General features: G+C 69.9%; 20 protein-coding genes. 12 read left to right on the top strand and 8 right to left on the bottom strand.

Annotation, left to right across the window (positions count from 1 at the left end):
* Positions 1-2 precede the first annotated feature (2 nt).
* A complete protein-coding gene (locus tag I5731_RS11115) occupies positions 3-1,127 on the bottom strand; it encodes a YihY/virulence factor BrkB family protein (RefSeq protein WP_197311456.1) in 1,125 nt (374 codons plus the stop codon).
* A gap of 348 nt (positions 1,128-1,475) precedes the next feature.
* On the opposite strand from I5731_RS11115, the gene I5731_RS11110 reads away from it, so the two are divergent.
* Both I5731_RS11110 and ku (I5731_RS11105) read left to right on the top strand, forming a co-directional pair.
* Positions 1,476-1,718, top strand: coding sequence for a hypothetical protein (locus I5731_RS11110; protein ID WP_197311455.1), 243 nt, complete (start codon positions 1,476-1,478; stop codon positions 1,716-1,718).
* Complete coding sequence (ku, locus tag I5731_RS11105; protein WP_197311454.1) at positions 1,718-2,524, top strand: non-homologous end joining protein Ku; 807 nt, start codon at positions 1,718-1,720, stop codon at positions 2,522-2,524. Before I5731_RS11110 ends, ku (I5731_RS11105) begins: the two co-directional genes overlap by 1 nt.
* Before the next feature lie 278 nt (positions 2,525-2,802).
* Here the strand turns inward: ku (I5731_RS11105) and ligD are convergent, their stop codons facing one another.
* Together ligD and ku (I5731_RS11095) are read right to left on the bottom strand one after the other, a co-directional pair.
* The gene (ligD, locus tag I5731_RS11100) at positions 2,803-5,382 is read right to left on the bottom strand and encodes a DNA ligase D (RefSeq protein WP_197311453.1); all 2,580 of its coding nucleotides are present in this window, start codon (positions 5,380-5,382) and stop codon (positions 2,803-2,805) included.
* 3 nt (positions 5,383-5,385) lie between these two features.
* A complete protein-coding gene (gene ku / locus I5731_RS11095; RefSeq protein WP_197311452.1) occupies positions 5,386-6,270 on the bottom strand; it encodes a non-homologous end joining protein Ku in 885 nt (294 codons plus the stop codon).
* Between the two features lie 292 nt (positions 6,271-6,562).
* Between ku (I5731_RS11095) and I5731_RS11090 the strand changes: the two genes are divergently transcribed.
* From I5731_RS11090 to I5731_RS11065, 6 genes are read left to right on the top strand one after another with little or no spacing between them, the layout of a single operon-like run.
* Complete coding sequence (locus tag I5731_RS11090; protein WP_197311451.1) at positions 6,563-7,225, top strand: gluconate 2-dehydrogenase subunit 3 family protein; 663 nt, start codon at positions 6,563-6,565, stop codon at positions 7,223-7,225.
* Positions 7,226-7,265: 40 nt separating this feature from the next.
* The gene (locus I5731_RS11085) at positions 7,266-9,026 is read left to right on the top strand and encodes a GMC family oxidoreductase (RefSeq protein WP_197311450.1); all 1,761 of its coding nucleotides are present in this window, start codon (positions 7,266-7,268) and stop codon (positions 9,024-9,026) included.
* Positions 9,023-10,258 carry a cytochrome c gene (locus I5731_RS11080; RefSeq protein ID WP_197311449.1) on the top strand — a complete coding sequence of 412 codons (1,236 nt, stop codon included), beginning with the start codon at positions 9,023-9,025 and terminating at the stop codon, positions 10,256-10,258. The genes I5731_RS11085 and I5731_RS11080 overlap by 4 nt, the downstream gene beginning before the upstream one ends.
* Positions 10,259-10,287: 29 nt before the next feature.
* Complete coding sequence (locus tag I5731_RS11075; protein WP_197311448.1) at positions 10,288-10,812, top strand: superoxide dismutase family protein; 525 nt, start codon at positions 10,288-10,290, stop codon at positions 10,810-10,812.
* Positions 10,813-10,845: 33 nt separating this feature from the next.
* Positions 10,846-11,583, top strand: coding sequence for a cytochrome c oxidase assembly protein (locus tag I5731_RS11070; protein ID WP_197311447.1), 738 nt, complete (start codon positions 10,846-10,848; stop codon positions 11,581-11,583).
* Positions 11,571-12,080, top strand: coding sequence for a CopD family protein (locus tag I5731_RS11065; protein ID WP_328838631.1), 510 nt, complete (start codon positions 11,571-11,573; stop codon positions 12,078-12,080). The genes I5731_RS11070 and I5731_RS11065 overlap by 13 nt, the downstream gene beginning before the upstream one ends.
* On the opposite strand, the gene I5731_RS11060 is transcribed toward I5731_RS11065, so the two are convergent.
* Complete coding sequence (locus tag I5731_RS11060) at positions 12,058-12,555, bottom strand: DUF2231 domain-containing protein (protein ID WP_197311446.1); 498 nt, start codon at positions 12,553-12,555, stop codon at positions 12,058-12,060. The genes I5731_RS11065 and I5731_RS11060 overlap by 23 nt on opposite strands.
* A 12-nt stretch (positions 12,556-12,567) precedes the next feature.
* Between I5731_RS11060 and coxB the strand changes: the two genes are divergently transcribed.
* The 4 genes from coxB to I5731_RS11040 all read left to right on the top strand — a co-directional run bounded on the left by coxB (position 12,568) and on the right by I5731_RS11040 (position 17,152).
* Positions 12,568-13,284: a cytochrome c oxidase subunit II gene (coxB, locus tag I5731_RS11055; RefSeq protein WP_197311445.1), complete on the top strand. Its 717-nt coding sequence runs from the start codon at positions 12,568-12,570 to the stop codon at positions 13,282-13,284.
* Positions 13,281-15,797, top strand: coding sequence for a cytochrome c oxidase subunit I (gene ctaD, locus I5731_RS11050; protein ID WP_197311444.1), 2,517 nt, complete (start codon positions 13,281-13,283; stop codon positions 15,795-15,797). Before coxB ends, ctaD begins: the two co-directional genes overlap by 4 nt.
* On the top strand, positions 15,797-16,156 hold the full coding sequence (locus I5731_RS11045; RefSeq protein WP_197311443.1) for a hypothetical protein: 360 nt from the start codon (positions 15,797-15,799) through the stop codon (positions 16,154-16,156). Before ctaD ends, I5731_RS11045 begins: the two co-directional genes overlap by 1 nt.
* Positions 16,157-16,258: 102 nt before the next feature.
* Positions 16,259-17,152, top strand: a complete 894-nt coding sequence (locus I5731_RS11040; protein ID WP_197311442.1) for an SDR family oxidoreductase — start codon at positions 16,259-16,261, stop codon at positions 17,150-17,152.
* Between the two features lie 3 nt (positions 17,153-17,155).
* Here I5731_RS11040 and I5731_RS11035 read toward each other — a convergent pair whose 3' ends face one another.
* The 4 genes from I5731_RS11035 to I5731_RS11020 are packed head-to-tail and all read right to left on the bottom strand — an operon-like array spanning position 17,156 to position 22,003.
* Positions 17,156-18,463: an amidase gene (locus I5731_RS11035; RefSeq protein ID WP_197311441.1), complete on the bottom strand. Its 1,308-nt coding sequence runs from the start codon at positions 18,461-18,463 to the stop codon at positions 17,156-17,158.
* Complete coding sequence (locus I5731_RS11030) at positions 18,460-20,112, bottom strand: ATP-binding cassette domain-containing protein (protein WP_197311440.1); 1,653 nt, start codon at positions 20,110-20,112, stop codon at positions 18,460-18,462. Before I5731_RS11030 ends, I5731_RS11035 begins: the two co-directional genes overlap by 4 nt.
* Positions 20,109-20,957: an ABC transporter permease gene (locus I5731_RS11025; protein WP_197311439.1), complete on the bottom strand. Its 849-nt coding sequence runs from the start codon at positions 20,955-20,957 to the stop codon at positions 20,109-20,111. Before I5731_RS11025 ends, I5731_RS11030 begins: the two co-directional genes overlap by 4 nt.
* Positions 20,958-20,962: 5 nt before the next feature.
* On the bottom strand, positions 20,963-22,003 hold the full coding sequence (locus tag I5731_RS11020) for an ABC transporter permease (RefSeq protein ID WP_197311438.1): 1,041 nt from the start codon (positions 22,001-22,003) through the stop codon (positions 20,963-20,965).
* Positions 22,004-22,006 lie beyond the last annotated feature (3 nt).

The following is a 22,006-nucleotide window of genomic DNA, read 5'->3' as shown; positions in this document are numbered from 1 at the left end:
CCTCAACTCCGTCGCCGCCGTGTCGCCAGCATCAGCACCGCTGCCGCCGCCGGCAGCGCTACGGCGAGGGTATCGAGCACCGAGCCGAGTTGCGCGCGCGGCTGTGCTGCGGATGGCGCGGCAGCGACCACCTCGACTTCCTCCCGTGCCGGCGGCCAGACGCGGCCGACGCTGTCGGCCATGTGGGCGCCGCGGGCTCCGAGCGGCAGTTCGGGGCCGGTGGTGGAATCGCGGGCGGTCTGGTGCTCGATCTCGGAATTGAGCTCGGCGCCGACGATGACGAGGGTGACGGAGATCCACAGCCAGGTCATCAGGCCGATCGCCGCACCGAGCGAGCCGTAAGTGGCGTTGTTGTCGGTGAAATTGGCGACGTACCAGGAGAACAGCACCGAGGTTGCGCCGAGCAGCACGATGGCGAGGATGGCGCCGGGCGTGATCCAGCGCCACTGCGCCGTCTCGCGGCTCGGCCCCCAGCGGTAGAGCGCGGCGATGCCGAACGACAGCACCAGCAACATCGCGGCATAGGCGCCGAGCCGCACCGTCCATTCGACGCCCGGGCTGATCGGCAGCAGCGCGACGACGGTCGGCATCACCACGACCGCGGCGACCACCAGCAGCGACGCGAAGGCGCCGCCGAGCGTGAAGAGCAGTGCGGTGGCCGCGATGACGAAGAACGAGCGCTCTTCGCGCTCGTGATAGGCGACGTTCATCGCCTCGAACATCGCCTTGACGCCGGCGCTGGAGCTCCACAGCGCCACGGCGAGCGAGAAGATCAGCGTCAGGCCCAGCGTGTTGTTGCTCTCGCTGGTCAGCCGGTTGAGCTGCTCGCGGATGATGTCGAGCGCGCCCGGCGGCACGATCCCGGCGAGCAGTTCGACGTGCTGGATGACGCTCGCCCGGTCGTTGAACAGGCCGTAGATCGAGACGAAGGCGGCGAGCGTCGGGACGAGGGCAAGCATGATGTAGAACGTCACCCCCGCCGCGGTCAGCAGGATGCGGTCCTCGGAAATGGCGCGGTAGAGCCGCCAGAGGATGTCCTTCCAGCCGGCCACCGGAATTTCGCCCGGCGCCCTGGCGTCGCGGCCGCGTCCCGGCTGCAAGGCATTGCGTTCGTCGGTCAGGCCCATGCTGGAGCTCCGGTTGGCAAGGCGCGTCCGCCGCGCGTCGAGTGGGCGATGCGTCGACAGGGCCGCGCGTCGAGAGGGGAAGGGTGCCGCGGTCGTCCCGGTTTCCGTGGAGGAAGCCGATCGGGGCGAGTGCCCTCGGGGGAGAATGCCCTGCGGCAGGTGAGGTTCCGTCCGCGAGCGCGCCGGCCCTGAAAAGCCGCCGGACCGCACGCCTCCCCGACGATCCCTTTCACCGATCGTCCCGCGGGAACGCGCGGGCTCGCGCCGCGTTGAACGGCTGGAGCGAAGGGCCGGCCTTCGCGGGGGGAGAGGGTGCGCGCGATGTCGGATCGAGGTCGAAGCGGTGAAATGACCGACGGCGACGCGGGCTTCGACGCGCGGGACCGCCTGATCCTCGCACTCGCCGCCCTGCTGCGCGCCGAGCGCGAAACCCGCGGCGCGCTCGCCGCGGCGCTGGAGGACGGCCGCATCTCGCGCGAGACGCTGCTCGCGATGATCAGCGACCCCGTTCCGGTCGTGACGACCGAGGATCTCGCCGTCGCCGAAGACTTCGTCCGGTCGCGGCGGCTTGCCGCCGGGAGGACCGCCTGATGGCGCCGCGCACCTTCTGGAAGGGCTATCTGAAGCTGTCGCTGGTGACGTGCCCGGTGGCGATGCTGCCGGCAACCAGCGAGAGCGAGAAGGTCCGCTTCCGGACGCTGAACGAGAAGACCGGCAATCCGGTCGCCGCCCGCTATGTCGACGCCGTCACCGGCGAACCGGTGGAGGAGGGCGACGAAGTCAAGGGCTACCCGCGCGGCGAGGACGACCACGTCATCCTCGAGGACGACGAGCTCGAGGCCGTCGCGCTCGAAAGCACCCGCACCATCGACATCGACAAGTTCGTGCCGGCCTCCAGCATCGGCTGGATCTGGTACGACAAGCCGCACTATCTCGTGCCCACCGACAAGGTTGGCGAGGAGGCGTTCTCGGTGATCCGCGAAGCGATGGCGGCGACCGCGACGGTCGGCATCGCCCGCCTCGTGCTCTATCGCCGCGAGCGCGCCGTGATGCTGAAACCGAGCGGCAAGGGTATCGTGGTCTGGACGCTGCGCTACGGCGACGAGGTGCGCGACGCGGACGCCTATTTTGCCAATGTCGGCAAGGAGAAGCCGGAGGCGCCGCTGATGAGGCTCGTCACCCGGCTGATCGACGAGCGCACCACGCCGTGGTCCCCCGACTTGGTCGGCGACCCGGTGCAGGCGCGGCTGCTCGAAATCATCGCGGCGAAGAAGAAGGGCCGCAAACGCCCGGCGAAGGCGAAGCCAGAGCCCGCCCCGTCCGGCGGCAACGTCGTCAGCATCATGGACGCGCTGAAGAAGAGCATCGCGGGCGAGCGGAAGGGGAAGTCTGGCTGAGGTCCGGTGCGGGGATGATACCGGGCAGGGGTGACCGCTGGCCTGTTCTGTAACGCGTTGAGTCATTCGCGCTCGACCTCGCCCTTCGAGACGGCCCGTTCCGGACCTCCTCAGGATGAGGTCTACGAGAGTTTCTCTTTTTACTGCAGGAGTTTATCCTTTTCCCTCATCCTGAGGAAGGCGCGAAGCGCCTGTCTCGAAGGGCGAGGGAAAAGCCGAGGGGGCGGCGCGCTGGGTCCTCTGGGCCTGGTCAGAAGCCGGCCGCTTCGCAACCGCGGTTACCTGGATTTCCCGCGCGAAACCTTCACCTCTCCCAGCACCGCCGCCGCCCCGCGAAACCCCTCCCACGGGTCGGCATCCAGCGCCGCGAGGCGCTTCGGCATGTTCTCGACCGTGAAGTAGGCGGGGCCGATGGCTGGAGAGAGTTCGTCCCAGCTCAGCGGCGCCGAGACGGCGGCGCCCGGCCGGGCGCGGGTGGAGAAGGCGGCGACGGCGGTGGAGCCGCGCTGGTTGCGCAGGTAGTCGATCAGGATGCGGCCGCGGCGCTTCGCCTTCGCGATCGTCGCGACATACCGGTCTGGATCGTCGGCGGCCATCGCCTCGGCCATGCCCTTGGTGAACGCCTTCACTGCGGTCCAGTCGGCCTTCGGCTTCAGCGGCGCGACGACGTGCAGCCCCTTGCCGCCGGACGTCTTGACGAAGGCGGCGAGACCCGCGTCCTCCAGCCGGCGCCGCACCTCGAGCGCCGCGTCGATCACCGCCTGCCAGGGCACGTCTTCGCCGGGGTCGAGGTCCATGACGATGGTGTCCGGGTGCTCCCAGTCGGCGGTGGTCGCGCCCCACGGGTGGATTTCCAGCGCCGCCGACTGCACGAGCCCGAGCAACCCGTCGAGGTCGCTGATGCTGATCAACGGCTCGCCCGCGTCGTCCTTCGGATCCTTCACGAGGTCGATGCTCGGATTGAGGCCCTTCCAGGCGTGCTTCTGGAAGAAGGATTCGCCGGCAATGCCGTTCGGGCAGCGCAGCAGGGCGAGCGGCCGGCCGGTGACGTGCGGCGCGATGTGGCGCCAGATCTCGGTGTAGTAGTCGGCGAGGCCTTCCTTGGTGATGCCCTGCTCGGGCCAGTAGACGCGGTCGGGGTGGGTCAGCCGCACCCGCCGTTTCGCCGCCTTCGGCGCCGCGCCCGCCTTGGCCTTCGTCTTCGGCACTTCGCGCACGATCTCCTCCGCCGCCTTGTCCTCGCGCAGGCCCCGGAACGAGGCGTGACGGAGGTGGCCCTCGCCGGTCCAGGCGCGGAACTCGACTTCCGCGACGAGCTCCGGGCGAACGTGTTTCACCTGCCGCGCCTCGTCGGCCGTCAGCGGGGCGGCGAAGGCGCTCGCCGGTGCGCGCAGCCGCTCCAGCCGGCGGAACAGGTCCTCGGCGACCGCCTTGCTGAACCCCGTGCCGACCCGGCCGACGTGCTGCAGCGCGCCATCCTCGTAGACGCCGAGCACCAGCGAGCCGATCGCCTTGCGCGACACCGACGAGGGCACGAAGCCGCCGACGACGAACTCCTGCCGCGCCGAGCACTTCGACTTCACCCACGCCTTGCCGCGGCCGCTGCGATAGGGCGCGTCGCGCAGCTTCGAGACGATGCCTTCGAGGCTGAGCCGGCAGGCATGGCGCAGCACCATCGCGCCGCTCTCGTCAAAATGGCTGCTGTAGCGGATCGTCGGCTCGCCGCCCGCCACCAGCTGTTCGAGCAGCTGCTTGCGCGCGGTCAGGGGCAGGGCCCTGAGGTCGTAGCCGTCGAGATAGAGGAGATCGAAGACGTAGAGCGCGAAGCGGTCGCTGCGTCCTTCGCTGAGATCGGCCTGCAGCGCCGAGAAATCCGAAGCCCCCGACGACGTTTCGACGACGAGTTCGCCGTCGAGGATCGCGGTGCCGACTGCAAGGTCCGCCAGCGCCGCGACCACCTCCTTGCCGAATTTCTTCGTCCAGTCGAGCCCGCTGCGCGTCAAGAGCTTCACCCGGCCGGCCTCGATCCGCGCCTGCAGCCGGTAGCCGTCGAACTTGATCTCGTGCAGCCAGCGCTCGCCCGACGGCGCCGTGGCGACCAGCGTCGCAAGCACCGGCTCGACGAACGCCGGCATCTTCGCCTTCTTGGCGCCTGCGATCATGGCGGCGTCGATGGCGGCGGGAGCAGGCTCCGGCGGCGCCTCGGGCTCGGCCGCCCCGGCTTTCTTCGCCGCCGATTTCCGGGGCTTTGCGGGTTTCGTGATCCGGCCGGTCTTCGACGACCAGCCCGGTTCCTCGCCGGCGACCTCGGCGACGTCGCGGCCGGTCTTCACCGACAGCGGCTGTTCCTCCAAGACGTCGGCCTCGCCGTCCGGCCGCGCGAAGTCGTCGTCGCCCTTGATCAGCAGCCAGTTCTCGCGCTTCTCGCCCGGCTTGCCCTGCATGCGGACGAGATGCCAGCGGCCGGCGAGCTTCTCGCCGGTGAGCTCGAAGTCGAGGTGCCCCTTGGCATAGCCCTTGGCCGCGTCGCCGATCGGCGCCCAGGTGCCGCGGTCCCAGACGATGACGGTGCCGCCGCCGTATTCGCCCTTCGGGATCGTCCCCTCGAAGTCGCCGTAGTCGAGCGGATGGTCCTCGACGTGCACGGCGAGCCGCTTCTCGCCGGCGACGAGGCTCGGTCCGCGGGTGACGGCCCAGCTCTTCAGCACGCCGTCCATCTCGAGCCGGAAATCATAGTGCAGCCGGCGGGCGTCGTGCTTCTGGATGACGAAGCTGTTGCCGCGGCCACGCGGCTTGCCGCCCTGCGGCTCCGGCGTCGTCTTGAAGTCGCGCTTCTTGCGATAGGTGTCGAGCGCCATGGCTCACCCCGCCTTCCGCCGCGGCGCGGCTTTCGGGGCCGTCTTCGACTTGGCAGTGGTCTTCGATTTTGCCGCCGCTTCCTTCTTCGGCGCGGATTTGCCGCTCGCCTTGCCGCCCATGCCGGCGCTTTCGCGCAACGCCGCCATCAGGTCCACCACCTTGTCCGGCGGCGCGGGCTTGCGGATCTCGATCGGCTTGCCCTCGATCTTCGCCTTCACGAGATCGGCGAGGGCATCGTCGTAGCGGTCCTCGAAGGTCGAGGGATCGAACTTGCCGGTCTTCGTCTTGATGATGTGCTGCGCGAGCTCGAGCATCTCGCCTTCGAGCTTCATCGCCGGGATGTCGTCGAAGGCCTCGGCGGCGGCGTTCACCTCGTAGTCGTAGTTGAGCGTCGTCGCGACCAGGCCGTCGCCGTGCGGCCGGATCAGCAGGGTGCGCGCGCGCTTGAACAGGATCGCCTGGCCGATCGCCGCGACGTTCTTCTTCCGCATGCCCTCGCGGATCAGCGCGAAGGCGTCGTGCGCCGACTTGTCGGCCGGGCCGAGGTAGTAGGGCTTGTCGAAATAGACCTCGTCGATGTCGTCGCAGCCGATGAAGGCCGAGATCGCCAGCGTCTTGTCGCTCTCGGGCACCGCCGCCGCGACCTCCTCGGGCGTCAGCACCACGAAGTCGCCGGACGCGACCTCGTAGCCCTTGACCTGGTCGTCCTTCTCGACCGGCTTGCCGGTCTCGCTGTCGACGAACTCGCGGTGGACGCGGTTGCCGGTGGCGCGGTTGATGGTGTGGAAGGCGATGCGCTCGGAGGTTGACGCGGCGGTGTAGAGCGCGACCGGGCACGACACCTCGGCGACCTTCAGAAAGCCCTTCCAGTTTGCCCTCGGCGCCACGGCGTTCTCCCCCACGCTCCACGCGACAGGTCCGTGACCTGCGCCCGATCACCGGCCCGCGGCGATCCGGCTGAGAACGTGAAGCGACCGGCGATGTTCCCGGCGCTCACCCGTCGCGCGACCCCCACGGCAGGCTCGCGGCCGAAAGCGGAGATTGGAAGGGAACCAAACTGGCGCTGTGCGGTTTGCAAACTTGTCGGACATCGAACAAGCGGGAGGGCGAGCGGTGGCGGGGCGCAGTTTATCAAGGCGGCATTTCCTGGCCGGGCTCATGGTCGGGACAGCCACCTTCATGGCCCCCGGTGCGACCGCGCGTGTCGTCTCCCGCGAAATCCCCTGGCTCCCCGGGCGCACCGACATGCCGCCCGCCTATCCGGCGCAGCGCTTTTTCACGCCCGCCGAACGGCGCTGCGTCGATGCGATCACCGCCCGGCTGATCCCCTCCGACGACGGCCCCGGCGCGCGTGACGCCGGTGTCACCGACTTCATCGACAGCCAGCTCGCCGGCTTCTATGGCCGCGGCGATCGCTGGTACATGCGCGGCCCGTTCGCCGATGGTCTCGAGACGCAGGGCTACCAGTCGGAGCATCCGCCCGCCGGGCTCTACCGCCACGCCATCGAGGCGCTCGACGCCCATTGCCAGGGCACCCTCGGCGCCAACTTCGCCGACCTTCAGCCCGCGCAGCAGGACGAGTTGCTGACCCGGCTCGAAGAGGGTGACCTCGAACTCGACGGCGTCTCCGCCGCGGCCTTCTTCAGCCTCGTGTTGGAAAACGCGATCGAGGGCTTCTTCTGCGATCCGATCTACGGCGGCAACCGCGACATGGTCGGCTGGAAGCTCGTGGGCTTTCCCGGCGCCCGTTACGACTACCGCGACTATCTCGACCACGACGGAGCCCGCATCGACATCGAGCCGGTGGGGCTGCAGGGCCGCCCCGCCTGGGACCCCGCCTGATCGACCCGAAGAGGGCAGGCAAGACGGAGGACGAGACGACATGGCGCGCAAGCTGCCCCCGGTCGACGTGGTGCTGGTCGGATTCGGCTGGACAGGCGCGATACTTGCTCAAGAACTGACCGACGAGGGCCTCGAGGTCCTCGCGATCGAACGTGGCGCCTGGCGCGACACGCCGACCGATTTTCCGACCACCACTGCACCCGACGAGCTGCGCTGGTACTGGCGCAAGGAGATGTTTCAGAACAACTCCCGCGAAACGCTGACGTTCCGCAACAATCGCGGCCAGACGGCGCTGCCGATGCGGCGCTGGGGATCGTTTCTGGTCGGCGAAGGCGTCGGCGGAAGCGGCGTGCACTGGAACGGCCAGACCTGGCGCTTCCTGCCGAGCGATTTCGTCGCCGCGAGCCACAACATCGACCGCTACGGCCCGCTGCCCGAAGGCATGACCGTGCAGGACTACGGCGTCACCTACGACGAACTCGAGCCGCATTTCGACCGCTTCGAGAAGCTCTGCGGCATCGGCGGCAAGGCCGGCAACCTCAACGGCCGGATCGAGGCGGGCGGCAACCCGTTCGAAGGCTGGCGCAGCGCGGAATATCCCAATCCGCCGATGCACATGACGTTTTCCCAGAACCAGTTCGCGCGGGCCACCGCGGAGCTCGGGCTGAAGGCGTTTCCCGGACCGTCGGCGAACATGTCGCGCGCCTATACCAACCCGCTCGGCTGCCAGCTCGCGCCCTGCACCTATTGCGGCTTCTGCGAGAAATTCGGCTGCGGCAACTATTCGAAGGCGTCCGCGCAGACGACCATCCTGCCCGTGCTGATGAAGAAGCCGAACTTCACGCTGAAGACCCACAACGAGGTGCTCACCATCACGCTCGACAAGTCCGGCCAGCGCGCCACCGGCGTGCGCCACGTCGACCTCGAGGGCAATGAATACGAGCAGCCCGCCGACCTCGTCATCGTCTGTGCCTATGCGCTCGGCAGCACCCGGCTGATGATGCTGTCGGGCATCGGCGAGATCTACAATCCGGCCACCGGCGAGGGGCTGGTCGGCAAGAACTATTGCTACCAGGTGATGTCGTCGGCCGAGGTGTTCTACGAGGACAAGTACACCAACGGCTTCGTCGGCGCCGGCGCGCTCGGCATGGCGGTCGACGAGTACAACGGCGACAACTTCGACCACACCGGCCTCGGCTTCATCGGCGGCGGCTACATCGCCAACTGGACGACCAACGCCCGACCGATCGAGACGCACCGCACGCCGGAAGGTACCCCGACCTGGGGCTCGGCCTGGAAGAAGGCCGTGGCGGACAATTTCCTGAAATCGACCAGCGTCGGCGCCCACGGCGCCTCGATGGCCTACGCCAACAACTACCTCGACCTCGATCCGACCTACACCGACGTCTACGGCCGGCCGCTGATGCGGATGACCTATGACTTCACGCCGAACGACATGGCGATGAGCGGATTCCTCACCGAGCGCGTGCGCGAGATCGCCGAACTGATGGGCGGGCGCGAGATCAAGCTCAACCCGCGCGAGGGGCCGTATGACTCGATGCCTTATCAGACGACCCACAACACCGGTGGGACGATCATGGGCACCAATCCGACCAACAGCGTCGTCAACCGCTACCTGCAGAGCTGGGACGTGCCGAACGTCTTCGTGATGGGCGCCTGCGTCTTCCCGCAGAACGCCGGCTACAATCCGACCGGCGCCGTCGCGGCGCTCGCCTATCACGCCGCCGAGGCGATCCGCACCCAGTACCTGCGCAGCCCCGGCCCGCTGGTGCAGGCATGAGCGCGCCGCTGCACGCCTCCGCCGCGCTCGCCGCGCTCGTCCTCGTCGCCGCGCCTCTCACGGCCACGGCGCAGGTCAACTCCTTCGCACAGGTCGAGCGCGGCCGCTATGCGGTCGCGACCGGCAACTGCGAGGGCTGCCACACCGCCCCCGGCGAGCCGAGCTATGCCGGCGGTCGCGGTCTCGAGACGCCGTTCGGCACGATCTACGCCCCGAACATCACCTTCGAGCCCGAGACCGGGCTCGGGCGCTGGAGCAAGGACGACTTCTGGCGGGCGATGCACGAAGGCAAGGGACCGGACGGGTCGAACTATTACCCCGCCTTCCCCTATCCGCATTTCACGAAGATGCCGCGCGAAGAGGTCGACGCGATCTACGACTATCTCGCGACGCTGGAGCCGGTGCGCAAGGAAAAACCCGAGAACGAGCTGCCGTTTCCGATGAACCAGCGCCTGTCGCTGTCGGTGTGGAACTGGATGTTCTTCGAGCCCGGCGTCTACCAGCCCGATCCGGAGAAATCCGCGGCCTGGAACCGCGGCGCCTATCTCGTGGAGGGCCCCGGCCACTGCGCCGCCTGCCACACCGAGAAGAACATCGCCGGCGGCGACAAGGCGAGTGAGCACCTGAAGGGCGGCCAGCTCGACAACTGGTCCGCCCCCGATATCCGCGGCGGGGAGGGCGGCGGCATCGCTCACTGGAGCGAAGATCAGATCGTCGAATATCTGAAGACCGGCCGCAACGAGCACACCGCCGCCTTCTCGTCGATGGCCGAGGTGATCGAGTACTCGACCCAGCTCATGCTCGAGGACGACCTGCGGGCCATCGCGGTCTATCTGAAGGACCTCGACAGTGACGCCCGGCAACCGGCCGACCGGCCGGGCGAGCCGGTGATGACCGCCGGTGCGGCTGTCTACTTCGACAACTGCAGCGCCTGCCATGTCGCGGACGGCTCCGGCGTCCCGCGCATCTTCGCCCCGCTGTCGGGCTCCGGCAAGGTCAACGACCCCGATGCGACGACGGTGATCCGCGTGATCCTCGAAGGCGCCCGGGCCGTGCCGACGAAGGCGCATCCGTCGCCGCTGTCGATGCCGGCGTTCGACTGGAAACTCTCCGACGAACAGGTCGCGGCGGTCGCGAGTTACGTCCGGGCGAGCTGGGGCAACGCCGCCGCTCCGGTGACGGCGGACGAGGTCGCCGCGCTGCGCGAGGCGCTGCAGCCGACCGTCCAGTGAACCAGAAACGACAGGGAAGGATTCGATCGATGACCCGCACCGCACTCACTTTCTTCGCCGCCGTGCTGCTCTCCGGCAGCGCGCTGGCACAGGACGCCGAAGAGACCCAGGCGACCCGCAGCGCGAGCTTCGTCGATGCGGGGGGCCAGGCCAACGGCACCGCGGAGATCACTGCCGCCGCCGCCGGCGGCGTGCTGATCAAGCTCGAGGTCACCGGCCTGCCGGCCGGGCAGTGGGTCGCCTTCCATGTCCACGAGACCGGCCAGTGCGACCACGCCACCGGACATGAATCCGCCGGCGGCCACTTCAATCCGGGCGGCGCCGAGCACGGCTACCAGTCGGCCAACGGCCCGCATGCCGGCGACATGCCGAACCAGTACGTCGGGGCCGACGGCGCACTGCGGGCGGAAGTCCACAACGCCGCCGTCACCCTCGACGACGGCGAGACCGCCATCGCGGGCCGGGCGCTGATGATCCACGCCAAGCCCGACGACTATTCGAGCCAGCCCTCGGGCGATGCCGGCGACCGCCTCGCCTGCGGCGTCATCGAGTGATCCGCAAGCGGGCAGGGACATGACGGAGGGGGCATGAACGAGATCTATTGCGGGCCGGCGCCGACGCCGTCCATCCTGGCGTCGGCCTGGAATCTCGATTTCGCGGCGCTGTCGCTCTGCGCCGCGATCGTCGGCGCATGGGCGGTGCTCCGCCGCGGCCAGGGCGGCGACGTGCCGCTGGCCGGCGGCATCGCCGTGCTGCTGATCCTGTTCCTGACGCCGCTCTGCGCGCTGACCGCGGCGCTGTTCTCCGCCCGGGCCCTGCACCATGTGCTGCTGGTCGCGCTCGCCGCGCCGCTGCTCGCGCTCGCGTTCCCGGCCTCGGTGCGGGGCAGCCGCATCGGGCTCGGCTGGGTCGCCGCGATCCACGCCCTCGTCTTCTGGGTCTGGCACGCGCCCTCCGTCTACGCCGTCGCCGTGACCGATCCTCTCGGCTACTGGGCGATGCAGCTCAGCCTGCTCGGCACGGCGGTCTGGTTCTGGCGCCGGGTGTTCCGGGCGGCCGAGCCCGCCATCGGCGTCGTGCTCGCCCTGCTCGGCACCACGGCGCAGATGGGCCTGCTCGGCGCGCTCCTCACCTTCGCGGCGACGCCGCTCTACGCCCTGCACGCCGTCACGACGCTGCCCTTCGGCCTCTCCGCGCTGGAGGATCAGCAACTCGGCGGGATCCTGATGTGGGTGCCGGCGGCGCTGCCCTACCTCGCGGCGGCGCTCTACCGCGCCTGGCCGCTGCTCGGCCCCTCCCGCGGGGGTGCGCCGTGGTCTGGCTGAAGTTCGTCCACATCGTGGGCATCATGATCTGGAGTGCCGGGCTGGTCTGCCTGCCCGGGCTCTACGTGCAGCGCGCCCATGTCGCGAGCGGCCCGTCGCTGCACCGGCTGCAGGGGCTGGTGCGGTTTCTCTACGTCGCGGCGATGTCGCCGGCGGCCTTCGTCGCCATCGGCAGCGGCACGGCGCTGATCTTCCTGCGCGAAACCTGGGCGCCGTGGTTCGGCGCCAAGCTGTTCTTCGTCGGGCTGATGGCGACCATCCACATCATGACCGGCCTCGTCATCATCCGCCTGTTCGACGATGGCCAGATCTATCCCGTCTGGCGCTTTCTCGCCGTCACCGTCGTCACGGTCGTGATCATCGCGGCGATCCTGTTCCTGGTGCTGGCCAAGCCCGACCTCGCCGCGATGCTGCCCGCCGCGCTGCCGGACTGGATGGCCGAGCCCGGCGGGCTCGGCCGCTGGCTCGGCGAGCTCAGTCCTTTTCCGAGATCATGAGGCCGACACCGTGATCGAAGACGAGCTTGCCGCCATGCCAGCCCGCGAGCCCCGTGAACACGGACGCGAGCACCGACAGCAGCAGCCCATAGGGCAGCACCGCGCCGTCGTCGGTGAGCCGCAGCCCCCAGTTCAGGCCGCAGATCGCGATCAGGGTCATCGCGGCGACCGCATGCGTCCAACTCGCGACGCGGGCGCGAATGCCGGGCACGAGCAGCAGTTCGGCGGTGCCGATCAGGCCCGCGCCGACGCCGGCGAAGAAGGCGATGCCCGACGTCCACAGGCCGGCGCGCAGCCAGAACGGGTCGCCGATCAGCCAGAAGAACACGTCGCAACCGAGCGTCCCGACAACGAAGGCAATCGGAAAATGCACCGTCATCGCATGCAGCGGATGTCCGGCGACGGCGACGGCGGAACTGACGTCCTGTGCGGCCACCGCCTCGATGACGGGATTGGTTCCGGTGGTCTCGCTCATGCTGCTCTCTCCATGCCGGGGGCGCGCCGTGCGGCGGCGCTCGCTGTTTCACTGCTCTTCGCCGGTTGCGCCGGCGACCATTCCACGCTCGATCCCGCCGGCCCGTCGGCCCGGGCGGTCGCCACCCTCTGGTGGATCATGCTCGGCGGCAGCGCCGTGATCTTCGCCGCCACCACCGCCGCCCTCGTGCTCGCCTGGACCCGGCCGCGCATCTTCGGCGGCGACCCGTCGCGCCCGCTGGTGCTCTGGGGTGGGCTGATCCTGCCGTCGGTCATTCTCGTCGCCCTCGTCTTTGCCGCGTTCGCCCTTGGCGAACGAATGATCGGGCGATCGGGTTCCACCGACCTGTTGCGCATCGAGGCGGAAGGGCGGCGCTGGCAGTGGGAGTTCCGCTATCCGGGCGCCGGCGGCCTTGCCACCATCGACACGCTGCACGTCCCGGCCGGGCGCGAGATCGAGTTCTCCGTCACCAGCACCGACGTGATCCACAGCTTCTGGGTACCGCGGCTCGGCGGCAAGATCGACGCCATCCCGGGCCACCGCAACACCATCCGCCTGCTCGCCGATACGCCGGGCCGCTACGGCGGCGTCTGCGCCGAGTTCTGCGGCACCGGCCACACGGTGATGCGCTTCGAGGTCATCGCGCACGCGGCGGAGGACTATGACGCGGTGCTCGCCCGCCTTGCGGCCGGAGAGGCGCCGGAAGAAATGCCGGGAGACAGGCCATGAGCGCGAACCCGGACATGATCTCGCCGATCAAGCTGCACAAGGAACTGGCGCGTCTCTGGGACACGCCGCCGGGCTGGGGCCGGTTTTCCGCCGTCAACCACACAGTGCTCGGCAAGCGCTTCATCATCGCCGCCTTCGTGTTCTTCTCGATCGGCGGCGTACTCGCCATGCTGATCCGCGCCCAGCTCGCGACCTCGGGCAGCGCCTTCGTCGGCCCGGAGATCTACGGCCAGATCTTCACGATGCACGGCTCGATCATGATGTTCCTGTTCGCGATCCCGATGTTCGAGGGCTTCGCGATCTACCTGTTGCCGAAGCTGCTCGGCGCGCGCGACATGGCCTTCCCGCGCCTCACCGCCTTCGGCTTCTGGTGCTACATCTTCGGCGGCTCGATCCTGATCGTCGCGATGCTCGCCGGCGTCGCCCCCGACGGCGGCTGGTTCATGTACACGCCGCTGAATTCGGGCGTCTATTCGCCCGGCATCAACGCCGACGTCTGGCTGCTCGGCATCACCTTCGTCGAGATCTCGGCGCTGTCGGCGGCGGTGGAGATCATCGTCAGCGTGCTGAAGCTGCGCGCGCCGGGCATGTCGATCGACCGCATGCCGATCATGGCGTGGTACCTCTTGATCACCGCCTTCATGATGCTGTTCGGCTTTCCGCCGCTGATCCTCGGCTCGGTGCTGCTCGAACTCGAGCGCGCCTTCGACCTGCCGTTCTTCGATCCCACCCGCGGCGGCGATTCCCTGCTCTGGCAGCACCTGTTCTGGCTGTTCGGCCACCCGGAGGTCTACATCATCTTCCTGCCGGCGGCCGGCGCGATCTCGATGATGATCCCGACCTTCGCCCGCCACGAACTGGTCGGCTATCGCACCATCATCGTCGCGGTGATCGCGGTCGCCTTCCTCTCCTTCGGCCTCTGGGTGCACCACATGTTCACGGTGGGCATCCCGCATCTCGCGCTGTCGTTCTTCTCGGCGGCGAGCGGCCTCGTCGCGATCCCGACCGCGATCCAGATTTTCGCCTGGATCGCCACCATCGCCCACGGCCGCCCGCGCTTCGACGTGCCGATGCTCTATCTCGGCGGCTTCTTCGTCGTGTTCATCATCGGCGGCCTCACCGGGGTGATGCTCGCCATGGTGCCGTTCAATTTCCAGGCGCACGACACCCATTTCGTCGTCGCGCACATGCACTACGTGCTGGTCGGCGGCTTCGTGTTCCCGATGCTCGCCGCCGCCTACTACTGGCTGCCGCACTTCACTGGCAGGACCTCGGACCACCGGCTGTCGGTGCCGGCCTTCTGGATGATCTTCGGCGGCTTCAACCTCACCTTCTTCCTGATGCACCTCACCGGCCTGCTCGGCATGCCGCGCCGGGTCGAAACCTATCCGATGGAGGCGAAGTGGGACTGGCTCAACCTCGTCTCCTCGATCGGCGGCTTCATCATGGCGATCGGCTTCGCCCTCTTCGTGCTCGACATCGTGGTGCAGGCCCGCTTCGGCATGCCGGCCCGCCGCAATCCCTGGCAGGCGCGCACGCTGGAGTGGGCGACCGCGACGCCGCCGACCTCCTACGGCTTCGCCTCGCTGCCGCTGATCGAGGACCGCGCCGACCGGCTCGATCCGGAAAAGCTCGGCCCGGCGCTCGCCCGCGGCGACGGCTATCTCGGCTTCACCCGCAACGGCTGGATGGAAACACTCGGCGTCGACATGGTGACGGCCCGGCCGACCGAGGTTGTCGTGCTGCCGCGCTCGACCTTCCTGCCGTTGTGGACCGCGCTCGCGATCGGCAGCTTCGTGCTCTGCCTGCTGTTCAAGTTCTACTGGCTGTCGCTGCTGCCCGTCGCCGTGGTCGTCGTGCTGTTCCTGATGTGGGCCGCGGCGACCGGCAACCGGGAGGATACGCCGCCGCTCGACATCGGCCACGGCCAGTCCGCCGAGGTGCATTGGCAGGTCGAGCGGCCGCCGTCCTGGTGGGCGATGACCTTCACCCTGGCGGCCGACGGCGTCGTCGTCACCTCGCTGATCTTCAGCGCCCTGTTCCTGCGCGTCGTCGCGCCGGACTGGCCCCCGGCCACGGCGGCCGCCGCGCCGACTGCGGCGCTGGCGCTGGCGGTGATCGCGTCCATCGCGGCGGCGGCGGCCGGCCGCTTCGGCGTCGGCCGGCTGAAGGCGGGCGCTTCGCCGATCGCGGCGCAGGCCGCGTGCCTGCTGCTGCATGTCGTGGCGCTCGCTGCCCTCGCGGCCGGGCTCGCCGGCATCGACGATGCGACCCGCCATGCCCAGGCCGCGATGCTGGCCGCCGTGCTCGGCCTTGCCGCGCTGCATGTGGCGATCGGCATCATCTTCGCCGGCTTCGGCCTGTGGCGGGCCGCGAACGGCTACGTCTCGCCGCGGCGCAGCCTCGACCTGCGCATCGGCGGTCTATGGCATGACGCCACCGCGGTGATCGTCCTCGTGTGTGTCGTCTCCGGCGTGCTGCTCGCGCTCGCCGCCGGCGGGGAGGTGTGGTGATGCGCGCGCACCGATCGATCGACCTGCCGCTGGTCGCCGCCGGGTTCACGATCTGGAGCATCGGCTTCGTCGCAGTCTACGGCGTGCTGTCGCTCGGCTGCGCGGCGGGCTGGGACACCGTCCCGGTGCTCGGCCCGGTCACGCTGCAGCGGGCGATCCTCGTCGCGCTCAGCCTCGGCACGGCGGCCGCGACCGCCGCCGTCACGTTGCTGCTCGCCCGGCGCCGGCCGGCCGCGACCGGGCAGGGCGGTCCCACGGATTTCCTGCGGATTGTGGCGTTCTACACGGCGGTGGCCGCGACGGCCTCGGTGCTCTTCACTTTCTCCGGCGTCGCCGTGCTGTCGTCCTGCGTGCCCTGAGTCAGCCGCGCGGACGCGGCTGGTGAACCATGTCGCCCGTCGATTGTTGGACCCACAGCGCCGGCCACGGCCGGTGGAGTGTCTCCGACGACGGAATGAAACATGACCAGCAAGCCCGACCTTCGCGATCCCCGCAGCAAATATCCGCAGCCGCCGTTCCCGGTGCAGCCGCAGCCGGCCCCCGGCCTCGCCCGCGAGATGGACCCGCGGCCCGACCACGGCGAGGCGAGCTACCGCGGCGCCGGCCGCCTCGCCGGCCGCCGGGCGCTGATCACCGGCGGCGATTCCGGCATCGGCCGCGCGGTCGCGATCGCCTATGCCCGGGAAGGCGCCGACGTCGCGATCTCCTACCTGCCCGACGAGGAGCCCGATGCCCGCGAGGTGATCGCCCTGATCGAGGCCGAGGGCCGCCGCGCGCTCGCGCTGCCCGGCGACATCACCGACGAGGCCTGGTGCCGCCGCATGGTCGAGCAGACCGCCGACGAATTCGGCGGGCTCGACATCCTCGTCGTCAACGCCGCCCGTCAGCAGTTCCGCGAGACGGTGGAGGAATTCACCACCGACGACTTCGACAAGACGATGAAGACCAACCTCTATGCGCTGCACTGGATCGTGCAGGCGGCGCTGCCGCTGCTTCCGGCGGGCGCGGCGATCATCACCACGGCCTCGGTGCAGGCCTACGACCCGTCGCCGATCCTGCTCGACTATGCGACGACCAAGGCCGGCATCGTCGCCTACACCAAGGCGCTGGCGCAGCAGGTGATCGAGAAGGGCATCCGCGCCAATGTCGTGGCGCCCGGCCCGTTCTGGACCGTGCTGCAGCCGAGCGGCGGCCAGCCCGACGAGAAGGTCGCGCATTTCGGCGAGAACAGCGACTTCGGCCGCCCCGGTCAGCCGGTGGAACTCGGCCCCGTCTACGTGTTGCTCGCCTCGCCGGAAGCGAGCTTCATCAACGGCGAAGTCTACGGCGTCACCGGCGGCAAGGGCATCGCCTGACGGTCACGGCCGGTCGACCGTCTCCTGCAGGATGCGATCGACCTCGGCCGCGACCGCGACGAGGTCGAGATCTTCGGCAAAGCGGCCGACGAGCTGGCAGCCGATCGGCAGCCCGTGCGCGCCGCTGCCGGCCGGCAGGGCAAGGAGCGGCACCTGCAGCGCCGACCACATCCGGTTCATCATCGGCGAGCCGGCGCCGGTGCCGTCATGCAGCGGCGCCTCGCCGGTGGTGGCCGGCGCGAGGATCGCGTCGAACCCGGCGGCGCGCGCCGCGTGGGCGAGGCGGCATTGGCCGGCGACGAGCCGCGCCGCCGCGAGCTCCGCCGCCGCAGCGGCCGGGTCGCCCGCGTAGAGCGCCGCGAGATCGGGATGCAGCCGGTCGCCGAACGCGGCGTGCCAGCGCCGGAACGAGGCCCGTCCCTCGCCGCACATGATCGCGAAGTGGGCGTCGGACAGCTGGTCGAAGGGGGTGGGCAGCACGAGATCTTCCACCGCCACGCCCGCCGCCGCCAGCGCCGCGACCGCCGCCTCGAACACCCGCTGCCCGTCGGCCTCGACCCGGTGCCACTCCGGCGTCCGGCACACGGCGATGCGGAGCTCGCGCGGCCGGATGGGCGCCGGGCGCTGCGCCGGGGGCAGGTGGAACACTGCGCCGAGCAGCCCGAGATCGGCGACCGAGCGGGCGAGCCAGCCGACGCAATCGACCGACGGCGCATTGGGATGGACGCCGTCGCAGGAGACGAGCCCGTGGCTCGGCTTCAGCGCATAGATGCCCGTGAACGACGCCGGCCGCACCAGCGAGCCGCCGGTCTGCGTGCCGAGCGAGACCGGCACCATGCCGGCCGCGACCGCCGCCGCCGACCCCGACGAGGAGCCGCCGGGTGTCCGGGAGAGATCCCGCGGATTGCGCGTCGGCGGGATCCGGCCGTTCGCGGCAAATTCCACCGTCTCGGCCTTGCCGAGTGGAATGCCGCCGGCCTTGCGCAGCAGCGCCACGGCCGCGGCGTCCGTCGCCGCCATGCGGCCGATCGGCAGATCGGAGCCGAACGCCGTCGGCTGCCCGGCGACGTCGATCACGTCCTTGACCGCGAAGGGCAGGCCGCACAGCGGCCCGGCCGGCGCGGTGCCGGCGTCCACGGCGCGGGCGCGCGCCAGCGCCCCGTCCGCATCCACCGCCACGAACGCCCGCACGGCCCCGTCGTCGCGCGCGATCCGCGCGAGGCAGGCCTCGACGAGATCGACGGCAGATATCTCGCGCCGTTCCAGGAGGGCGACCGCCGCCGTGGCGTCGAGGTCGCAGAGGTCGGTCACGGCGCGGCCGCGGCGGGTTCCGCGTCGACGGGCAACTCGGCGGCGAGCAGCTTGCGCGTATAGGGATGCTCGGCGCGCTCGAAGATCGCCTCGGTATCGCCCTGCTCGACGATCTTGCCGAGGTGCATCACGGCGACGCGGTGGGCGAGCGAGCGCACCGAGTTGAGGTCGTGGGTGATGAACAGCGCCGACAGATTCATGCTCGACTGCAGCCCGCGGATCAGGTCGATGATCTGCGCCCTGACGCGGATGTCGAGCGCCGTGGTCGGCTCGTCGAACACGATGAAGCGCGGCCGGGTCGCGAGCGCCCGGGCGATGCCGACGCGCTTCTGCTCGCCGGCGGTGAGCGCATGCGGCCGGACGTCGGCGAGGCGCGGATCGAGGTGGACGAGGGCGAGCAGCTCCGCCACCCGGCGCGCCCGCTCCGCCGCCGTCATCGGCTCGACGAGGGCGAGCGGTTCGGCGAGCAGGTCGGCGACGCGCCAGCGCGGATTGAGCGCGACGTAGGGCTCCTGGAACACCATCTGCATGTGCCGGCGCAGCGGCCGGAACGCGCGATCCTTCAGGTCGGTGACGTCGCGGCCGTCGAAGAAGATGCGCCCGTCGGTGTTGTCGATCAGCCGCATCAGGCATTGCCCGGCGGTGGTCTTGCCCGAGCCGCTCTCGCCGACGAGGGCGAGCGTTTCCCCCGGCGCGATCGCGAAGCTGATGCCGTCGACCGCCTTGATCGGCAGCACGGAACCCGGCACCGCGAAATGCATGGTGAGGTCGCGCACGTCGACCAGCGGCGGCCGGTCGCCGGCCGCGAGCGGCGCCTGCAGGGCCGGGCGCGCGCGGGCCGCGTCGAGCAGGTCGCGGCTGTAGCCGGTGGCGGGGGCGGCCATGAAGTCGCCCACCGGGCCTTCCTCGACCAGCCGGCCGTCGCGGATCACCGCGACGCGGTCGCAGTAGTGGCGGACGATGCCGAGGTCGTGCGTGATCAGCAGCACCGACAGGCCGCGGTCGCGCGACCGCTCGACGAGGCTTTCCAGCACCTGCGCCTGCACCGTGGCGTCGAGGCCGAGCGTCGCGTCGTCGGCGAGCAGCACCTCCGGATTGCCGGCGAGCGCCATCGCGATGACGATGCGCTGCGCCATGCCGCCCGACAGCTCGTGCGGATAGGCGCGGGCGCGCCGCTCCGGCTCGACGATGCCGACCTCGCGCATCAGGTCGATCGCGCGGGTGCGGGCGGCGCGAGCGTCCATCGGGGTGTGGGCGCGCACGACCCGGGCAATCTGGTCGCCGACGCGGGCGACCGGGTCGAGCAACGCCTTGGCGTTGGTGCCGATCAGCGCCACCTTGCCGCCGCGATAGCTGCCCGCTTCGGCTGGCGAAAAGGCGTCGAGCGGCCGGCCGCGATAGCGCACCGCCCCGCCCGTCACGTCGCCGCCGGGCGGCAACAGGCCGATGATGGCGCGTGCGAGCACCGACTTGCCGGCCCCGGTCTCGCCGACGATGCCGAAGATCTCGCGCGGGCGCAGCGCGAGGTCGATGCCGTTCAGCACCGTCCGGTCGCCGAAGCCGACGCTGAGCTTGTCGAGGACAACGATGGCGCCCTCGCCGGACGGACCGGTGGGGGCGGCGGCGGGGTCGGCGACCGGTGCGTTCATCGCGCGCGCCCTCCGCGGCCGGTATCGACATAGCGCTTCGCCTCGTCGGAGAGCAGGGCGAAGGACAGCACCGAGAGCACGATGGCGAGGCCCGGGAACAGCGCGATCCACCAGATGCCGAGGATCATCTGCTGCGCGCCGGAGCTCACCATCAGCCCCCATTCCGGCGACGGCAGCCGCACGCCGGCGCCGATGAAGGAGAGGCCGGCGGTGAGCAGGATCGCCATGCCGATCGACACCGAGACCTGCACGATCACCGGCGTCATCGCATTGGGCAGGATGTGGCGGAACATGATGGCGAAGTCGCCGGCGCCGCTGCAGCGGGCGGCGGCGATGAACGGCCGCTCGCGCAGCGACAGCACCTCGGCGCGGACGATGCGGGCGAACATCGGCACGAACAGCATGCAGAGCACGATGACGACGCTCCAGATTTCCTGTCCGAGCACGGCGACCAGCGCCATGCCGAGCACGAACACCGGAAACGACTGGATGAAGTCGAAGAAGCGCATCACGAGGGCGCTCGGCAGGCCGCGGTAGTAGCCGACGAGCAGGCCGACCGGCACACCGACGCCGAGCGACAGGGCGACCGCGGCAAAGCCGATCAGCAGGTTCACCCGGGTGGCGAACACGATGCGCGAGAAGATGTCCATGCCGATCTCGTCGGTGCCGAGCCAGTGCACGGCGTTCGGCGGCTGCAGCGAATCGAGCGGGTTGGCCTCGGTCGGCGGAAACGGCGCGATCCACGGCGCGAAGACGATGGCGATGAACTGCAGCGCCAGCAGCCCGAGGCCGATGACGAGGCCGGGGCGGGCGAACACGGATCGGGAGGAGCGGGCGCTTGCCATGGTCGTCACGTCCTGATCCGCGGGTCGACGACTTCGTAGAGGATGTCGGCGACCGAGTAGACGACGAGGATGAAGGCGGAGGCGACGAGCACGAAGCCCTGCAGCGCGGCGTAGTCGCTGTTGATCACCGCCTGCACCGCGTATTGCCCGAGCCCGCCCCAGGAGAAGATCGTCTCCACCAGCACCGCGGCGCCGAGCAGGAAGCCGAGGATGAAGCTCGACACCGAGATGATCGGCGGCAGGCTGTTGCGCAGCGCCGCGCGCACGATCTGCTGCTCCGGCACGCCGCAGGCCCGCATGTGGCCGACGATCGGGCTGTCCCAGATCTCCGAGAACACGCTGTGCGCCATCTTGGTGACCGCGCCGGCGTTGACGATGGTGATGGTCAGCACCGGCAGGATCAGTCGGCCGGCGGCGGAGCGGAACGCCTCGAAGTCGCCGGCGATCAGGCTGTCGATGGTGAGGAAGCCGGTGACCTGCGGCGGCGTGTTCAGCATCAGGTCGAGCCGCCCGAACGGTGCCGGTGCCCAGCCGAGCAGGTAGAAGAAGACGAAGACGAGCAGCAGCGCGACGAGGAAGTCCGGCAGCGCCCCGGCGGCGAAACCATAGATGCGCGCGCCCCAGTCGAACGGGCTGCCGCGCTTCACCACCGAGACGACGGCGATGGTGACGCCGAGGCCGACGGTGCAGATGACGGCGTAGAGGATGAGTTCCAGCGTCGCCGGCGCCCGGTCGGCGAGGTCCTCGAGGATCGGGCGCGAGGTGAACGGCGAGGTGCCGAAGTCGCCCTTCAGGATGTTGCCGACGTAGATCGCGAACTGGGTCCAGACGTCCTTGTCGAGGCCGAGTTTCTCGCGGTAGAGCGCGATCGACTCGTCGGTCGCGAAATTGCCGAGGATCAGGCGGGCGGGGTCGCCCGGCAGCAGGCGGATCAGCAGGAAGGCGACGAGCGTGACGCCGAACATCTGCGGCACGATCAGCGCGAGCCGGATCAGCACGATGCGCAGCAGCCGCGGCTGTCGGCGCCAGATGTCCCGGGTCCTCATGCG

This window comes from Methylobrevis albus, from assembly GCF_015904235.1.
Lineage (GTDB): Bacteria > Pseudomonadota > Alphaproteobacteria > Rhizobiales > Pleomorphomonadaceae > Methylobrevis_A > Methylobrevis_A albus.
Note: the sequence above shows the minus strand (reverse complement) of the source record. Positions and strands in the feature narration are given on the sequence as shown.